General features: G+C 30.7%; 5 protein-coding genes and 1 pseudogene. 1 reads left to right on the top strand and 5 read right to left on the bottom strand.

Features of this window, described 5'->3' with window-relative positions; translation table 11 throughout:
• Both ACRC28_RS06565 and ACRC28_RS06560 read right to left on the bottom strand, forming a co-directional pair.
• Nucleotides 1-256 (bottom strand): annotated as a pseudogene (locus tag ACRC28_RS06565) (hypothetical protein); the annotation flags it as partial.
• Between the two features lie 17 nt (nt 257-273).
• Nucleotides 274-396 carry a hypothetical protein gene (locus ACRC28_RS06560; RefSeq protein ID WP_438542651.1) on the bottom strand — a complete coding sequence of 41 codons (123 nt, stop codon included), beginning with the start codon at nt 394-396 and terminating at the stop codon, nt 274-276.
• 378 nt (nt 397-774) lie between these two features.
• On the opposite strand from ACRC28_RS06560, the gene traF reads away from it, so the two are divergent.
• Nucleotides 775-1,125: a conjugal transfer protein TraF gene (gene traF, locus ACRC28_RS06555; protein ID WP_438542650.1), complete on the top strand. Its 351-nt coding sequence runs from the start codon at nt 775-777 to the stop codon at nt 1,123-1,125.
• A gap of 141 nt (nt 1,126-1,266) precedes the next feature.
• Here traF and ACRC28_RS06550 read toward each other — a convergent pair whose 3' ends face one another.
• From ACRC28_RS06550 to msrB, 3 genes are all read right to left on the bottom strand, one after another.
• Nucleotides 1,267-3,348 (bottom strand): hypothetical protein, encoded by a 2,082-nt coding sequence (locus ACRC28_RS06550; RefSeq protein ID WP_438542649.1) that lies wholly within the window; start codon nt 3,346-3,348, stop codon nt 1,267-1,269.
• 181 nt (nt 3,349-3,529) lie between these two features.
• On the bottom strand, nt 3,530-3,718 hold the full coding sequence (locus tag ACRC28_RS06545; RefSeq protein ID WP_438542648.1) for a ferredoxin: 189 nt from the start codon (nt 3,716-3,718) through the stop codon (nt 3,530-3,532).
• Between the two features lie 223 nt (nt 3,719-3,941).
• Nucleotides 3,942-4,487 (bottom strand): peptide-methionine (R)-S-oxide reductase MsrB (gene msrB, locus ACRC28_RS06540; protein ID WP_438542647.1); only part of this gene is annotated, 546 nt, incomplete at its 5' end.

Here is a 4,487-nt window from a genome sequence, read left to right as displayed (position 1 = left end):
TTAATGCTTCAACTGGCTCTCTTTTTAAATTTTGTGCTTTTACTATTTGGATATCTGTTCTATTTTCTTCTATATATTTCTCAAAAAGCTTTTTTGTAATTTCTTTCTTTTCGTCTACTGTTAATTCTTCATCCATTTTGCTCGCTACTACTTTTTCTTCTGCTTTATTTGTATTTTCTTTTTCATTTGAGTTGCATCCACTAAAACCTAGAACCATTACTAAACTAAGACCCATTACTATCTCTTTTCTTCTCATACCCATCTCCTACAACTTTATAATTTTTTCATTTCTTTATTTAATTCACTAATACCATTATGAATTTTTATAATCTCATTTTCTATAGCCATACAGACTCCTAAATGCTCTCCTTTAATTGTAGTCTCTTTTGAATACATAATCTACTTCTTTTTTCTCAATTCTTTTCCCCTTATCACTTACAATTATGTTTGTTTTATTATTTGTAATATTATCATCAAAGATGTTTACATTAATACTTACATTTTTATCATTATAAATTTTTTAAAAGTTCATTATGTATTCTTATTAATATTTCTTTATCTCTTTTGATATTTTTTCTAGTGCTCCTCTCATAGCCTCATACGATGTTGACTTTTCAATTGATTTTTTAGAAAGCTCCTTTCCTCTTTCTTTTATCCTCTTTTGAAATCTCTCTTCATAATAATAATTATTAACTAATTATTTATTCTATTTAAGTTGCTTTACTATGTTCCTTTTGTTAGAATAAAGAAAAAAGCCTAAAGGAGGATTTTGAAATGTTTGGAAATGATATATATAATGAAGATATTAAAAATTTCAAGAAGGTTTTTTCTGAAGATGTAATTAAAGCATTAGAAGAAGATAAAACATCAGTTGTTTTTATTGGTAGAGGAAGTTGTCCTTACTGTCGTAAATTCGCTAAGAAGTTAGGTTCTTTAGCTAGTAAGATAAATTCAGAAATACTTTATGTGAATAGTGAAGATTATTCTGATGATATGATTGAAGAACTTAGAGCAAAATATAATGTAAGAACTGTTCCTGGTTTCATTATTAAAAAACAAGGTGAAATTGAAGTTCGTTGTGACTCTTCACTTCCTGAAGATGAGATATTAAATTTAGCTAATTAGTTAAGAAGGCTTGATTTAGATGGAGTTTTACCCCATTTGAATCAAGTCTATTTTTTTGAAACAAATAGAAATTTATACTGTTCATATTTATTTACACATTTTATCTATGAAAAAAGTTCAGTAAACTAAATACTGAACTTTTTAAACTATTACACTAAAAGTTGTTGTAACAACCTGATTTGGCACAATAGTTCCTACATTTATTCCTAAGCTTAGATCTGCTCCTACCATCTGGATTCCATTTATATAAACTGAGTTTGCTACAAATGTTGTTCCATTTGGAACTGTATCTATTAAATTTAAATTAGTAACTCCTACATTTCCACTGTTTCCAATAACTAATGTATAAGTTACTGTATCATTTGGCATTGCATATACTTTATCTACATATTTTTGATACGAAATTATTGGCAAACTAAAAGTCGTGCTTACAGTATTAGATAATTTACTAACATTTATATTTGGAATGCTTGGATCTAGTGTATAACTATAATTTATAAATCCATTATTTAAAATATCATTTGTATTTGGTATTGTCATAGCTTGAATTTTAAATGTAATTGTATTTACACTTCCTATATTTAAATTTCCTAAAGTCACGCCTGTAGCTATATTCCCATTTACACTTGTTCCATTTAAAAATATTGAATTTGGAATGAATGTTGTTCCATTTGGTATTGTGTCTATTAATACTGAATTTAAAGCTTGTACATTCCCTGTATTTTTAACAACTAAAGTATATGTTATTGTATCACCTTTAATTGAATAAGTTTTATCTACTAATTTTGATATATCTAGATTTGAATATACAATAGTTGTATTTGCACTACTTGACATATTCTTTGCGGATGTAGGTGGTAAGCTTGTTGCACTTATAAATGTATAATTTAAATTTGCTGAATTTGTTATATAACCATTTGATGGAACTGATGTGACTAATACCCTCCATTGGATAGTTACTAGTTCACTTGGTAGTATTGAGTTTTGAAGATAAATTCCTTGTTGTATATCGCTTCCTATAAAAGGGCTTGTTGCTGTAATTGAGTTTGCCACAAGAGTTGTTCCATCTGGAATTGTATCTTGAATAATCATTCCATCTGCTCCAACTTGTCCTCTATTACTAATTACTAAGGTATATATTATTTCCTCCCCAAAATTTGCATATCTTTGTGCAGTTTTTGTTCCTAAAATATATGGTGCTTGAACTTGTATTTGAACCCCAAGTGCTGACACTGCATAGGTATCTTGCGTTGTTTGCAGCGAAACTACTGCTGCTATCTGTGAGTTAGTAAACCCTCTTGAGCCATCAACATTAGTGATGTCCCACCCACACCTTGCAGCTGCTGTGTATCCATTTGGAGGTTGATTTAAATTCCCAAATGAACCTGTCGTATCTAAATTACCACTATCATTATTTATACTAGAATCAAAAAAGTTATTTGCTAAGTTATTAGGTCCTGATAAAATAGTTAAATTACTTACGGTAGGACCTATTGACATCGAATCTCCTGGTAATAGTGAATTTCCCTCTTGTGCAGTTACTAAAACCCTTGCATCTATATTCCCCGTTCTTGGAGTTCCAAAGTTTGTTATTGTGGTTCTTACCGCTGGTGTATTTGCCTGTATTCCCTCACACCCTGTATATATTGTTAAATTATAAAAGTTATAGCTTAAATTTTCATAAGCAACCATCAATGTCCATCCACAACAGCTTGTTCCAGATACTGCAAGTTCAATAGTTGATGGAACGCCTCCAACTTTATATGTTCCACCACCTGCATTTTTTACTAACGTTGTTACTTCTGCAGTTCTTGTATAAAATATCTGGCCTCCTAATGAAGCTGTTTGTGCTTTTGTTATAGGGTCTGGTGAAATTATAGTTGTTGTTAATGGTGTTACGAATGTTATGGCTGTATCTAATACGGAGCTTGGCATCGTTCCCTGTACTCCCCCTGGTATAGTTGTACCAACTGTAGACCCACCCCACAAAAGCTCTGCATACTTTACTGTGCTTCCGTTTGGAATACTTAGTACTGCTGTAGATCCATTTTTCTGCCAAATTTGAGTTGCTGGACTTGCATATCCTGACACAGTATTCCCTGGAATTGTGCATAAATAACATCCAATTCCTGTTACCTGATTAACAAAAGAAAACCCTAAAGTATTTCCTGTAAAAGTCATTTTCCCTTGAAATGTATCTGAATACCTTTTATAAAATGTCACTATAAACCCTCCTTATTAAATTCTTAAACTACCTCATAATTTGCTTAAAATTTTAAGCATACTTTCAATATATTCACTTTTATAACTTCTTGCTATATTATAAAAGGTACCTGCAAGCAAAACTTAAACGTATTGTTTACAGATACCTTCTATTTATATTTTTCTAAATTTTAAAAACTTCCTATGCTACTGTTATAGCTCCTACAGGACATTGATCCTCAGCATCTTTAGCTCCATCTAAAAGTGCTCCATCAAGTTCCATATCTTTAGCTACTGATTTCCCGTCATCTTCCATTACGAATACTTCAGGACAAACTCCTTCACATAATCCACATCCGATACATGTATCTTTATCTACTACAGCTTTCATTCTTTTTTTGTTGCCAAACCTTATAGCCTTTATAAAGGTTACTTAATATAATCTTTATAAAAACGGCAAACTCCTCCTTCTTTTAATTAATCTTTTGTTTTTGTCTATAAGGCCCTTATATCTAACAATATAAGTATTTCTTATTTCTATCTTTATTATATACCATTTCAGACTAATTCAGTCTGCTTTAAATCATATTTAACCTTTTGTTTATATTTCCCTTTTATTCTAATAAACCTTTATATTTTCCATATCCTTCTTCATCCATTTTATCCTTTGGAATAAATTTAAGTGCTGCTGAGTTTATGCAATATCTTAATCCACCAAGCTCTTGTGGACCGTCCTCAAATACATGTCCAAGATGACTATTTCCAGCTGTGCTCCTTATTTCTACTCTATGCATTCCAAAGCTTGTATCAGCTTTATCATAAACCGTTCCTTCTGCTATTGGTTTTGAAAAAGCTGGCCATCCACATCCTGAATCAAACTTATCTTTTGAAGTAAAGAGTGGCTTTCCTGTTACTACATCAACATAAATACCTTCTTCTTTATTGTCATAATATTCATTTTGGAAGGCAGGTTCTGTTCCGCTTTCTTGTGTTACTTTATATTGCATTGGTGTAAGCTTTTCTTTAAGCTCTTCTTTTGAATATGGTACTCTAAAATTATTTTCTTCTATAAATTTCTTTCTTCCTGAACCTTTGTAATACATATAGTATCTAAAAGGATTTTTCTTATAATAATCTTGGTGTTCTTCTTCAGCTTCATA

The sequence above is a fragment of the Clostridium sp. genome, from assembly GCF_051650885.1.
Classification (GTDB): domain Bacteria; phylum Bacillota; class Clostridia; order Clostridiales; family Clostridiaceae; genus Clostridium.
This window is presented reverse-complemented; position numbering and strand designations above follow the sequence as displayed.